The organism is Streptomyces sp. NPDC058964 (genome assembly GCF_042741275.1).
In the GTDB taxonomy this organism is placed as follows: Bacteria; Actinomycetota; Actinomycetes; order Streptomycetales; family Streptomycetaceae; genus Streptomyces.
On sequence record NZ_JBHYKH010000594.1, the window covers coordinates 1 to 1,970 of the forward strand.

General features: G+C 71.8%; 2 protein-coding genes. One reads left to right on the plus strand and one right to left on the minus strand.

Features of this window, described 5'->3' with window-relative positions; all coding sequences use genetic code 11:
- The coding region (locus ACFW2E_RS41035) for an MFS transporter (RefSeq protein WP_384475476.1) at positions 1–1,116 on the minus strand (1,116 nt) is incomplete at its 3' end.
- A 98-nt stretch (positions 1,117–1,214) separates the two neighbouring features.
- On the opposite strand from ACFW2E_RS41035, the gene ACFW2E_RS41040 reads away from it, so the two are divergent.
- Positions 1,215–1,877 carry a TetR/AcrR family transcriptional regulator gene (locus tag ACFW2E_RS41040; protein WP_384475479.1) on the plus strand — a complete coding sequence of 221 codons (663 nt, stop codon included), beginning with the start codon at positions 1,215–1,217 and terminating at the stop codon, positions 1,875–1,877.
- Positions 1,878–1,970 lie beyond the last annotated feature (93 nt).

Below are 1,970 nucleotides of genomic sequence, written 5' to 3' on the forward strand. Positions count from 1 at the left end.
GCGCTCTCTCTCGCGCGCCCTCGCCGGCGGCCCGCCCCCGCCCCCGCCGCGCCCGCCCCCCCGCCCCCCCCGCGCCCCCCGCCGGCTGCCGACCCGGCCGACGAGCCGGGAGGCGAGGTGGGCACCGAGACCGGTGGCCACGGCCACAGGCAGGAACAACAGACCGGTCTTCAACGGACTCAAGCCCCGGACGTGCTGGAGGTAGACCGAGCCGAGGAAGAAGTACGCGATCAGCAGCGCGGTGGCGATCAGCATCAGGAACGCGCCCGCGAGGACCGGCCGCCGAGTGAACATCCGAAGGTCCATCAGTGGCGCACGGCTCGCCCGTTCGACCGCGGCGAACCCGGCGTACAGCACCACCGTGGCGGCCACCGGCAGCAGCGTGCCCGCATTGCCCCATCCGGCGTCCCCCGCCTCCACCAGACCGTAGATAAGAGAGCCGGTGCCCGCCGTGGCCAGGAGCGCGCCCGGTATGTCGAGCCGCGCCGGCTGCGGGGCGCGGGCAGGGACGAGCACCGGCAGGGCCGCGAGCACGGCGAGGCCGACGGGGACGTTGATGTAGAAGACCCACTGCCAGCCGGGCCCGTCGGTCAGTGCGCCCCCGATCAGCACCCCGGCCGCCGCGCCCGAGCCGCCGAGGGCGGCCCACACACCCAGTGCCTTGTTGCGCTCGCTGCCGTGGAAGGTGGTGGTGACGATCGAGAGCGCCGCAGGGGAGAGCAGGGCGGCTCCGATGCCCTGGGCGATCCGCCCGCCCAGCAGCGTCGCCGCGTTGTCGGCGAGTCCGGTGACCAGGGAGGCCATGGTGAAGACCGCCAGCCCGGCGAGCAGGGTGCGGCGGGCGCCGAGGGCGTCGGCGAGGCGGCCACCGAGCAGCATCAGACCGCCGAAGCACAGGGTGTACGCCGTGACCGCCCAGGTCAGCGTCGCCCGGTCGAGGTAGAGGTCTGCGGCCATGTCGGGCAAGGCGACGTTCACCACGGTGACGTCGAGGATCAGCATGAATTGCGCGACGCAGATGACGGCCAGGGCTGCCCAGCGGCGCGGGTCGGTCGGTGGCAGCTCGTGCTGCGGTTCGTAGTGGGTGTCCCGTGCGGAATGAGCGGAATGAGTCATGACACGTCCTTGTCGCGAGGAGCGGAAGTCCCGTGAACTGTACGGTCCAGTTCATATAAACTCAACTGTTCAGTTCAGTTCATTGCTAGGATCGGCTCATGAGCATGGACAGCGCCAAGCAGCCCCCCAGCGGCCCTCGCGCCGAAGCGAAGCGGCAGGCCATCGTCCGAGCGGCGCGCGGGCTCTTCCTGCGTGACGGCTTCGGAGTCGGCATGGACGCCATCGCCGCCGATGCGGGCGTGTCCAAAGTGACCGTCTACAACCACTTCGGCAGCAAGGAGGCGCTGTTCACCGCGGTCATCACGAGCGCGCTGGACGAACCCCTCGGCAACGCCTCATCGACCGCGCTCGAAGGGCTGTCGGAGGCCGGGGATCTGCGTACCGCCCTCATCGACGCCGCCCGTGCCTGGGTCCACGCCGTCAGGACGAACAAGGAAGTCATCGCCCTGCGCAAACTGGTCGCCGCCGAACAGCACCGCTTCCCCGAACTCGGCCGGGCCTGGCAGGGGCACGGTCCGGAGGGCCACCACCCCGCAGTCGCCGGCGCCCTGCGCGCGCTCGCGGACCAGGGCCGACTGGTCATCCCCGACCTGGAGACCGCGATCCTCCAGCTGTACGCACTGCTGATCTTCCCCCACATGGTCTTCAGCACGTACGGCACGCACGTCGACGACGATCTCACGGACCGTCTCATCGTCAGCGGGGTGGACATGTTCCTCGGGCACTACGGCCCGCCGCAGCAAGCGGACGTCCGGGGGTGAGGCGGCGGGCCCGGTCCGGGGGGGGGGGGGGGGGGGGCGCGGGGGGGCGGCGGGGGGCGGCCGCGCGCCACGGACAGCGAGAGAGAGACGCGG

Coding starts and splice junctions, on each gene's coding strand:
- ACFW2E_RS41040 (WP_384475479.1), top strand. CDS start 1,215: ATGAGCATGGACAGCGCCAAGCAGCCCCCCAGCGGCCCTCGCGCCGAA.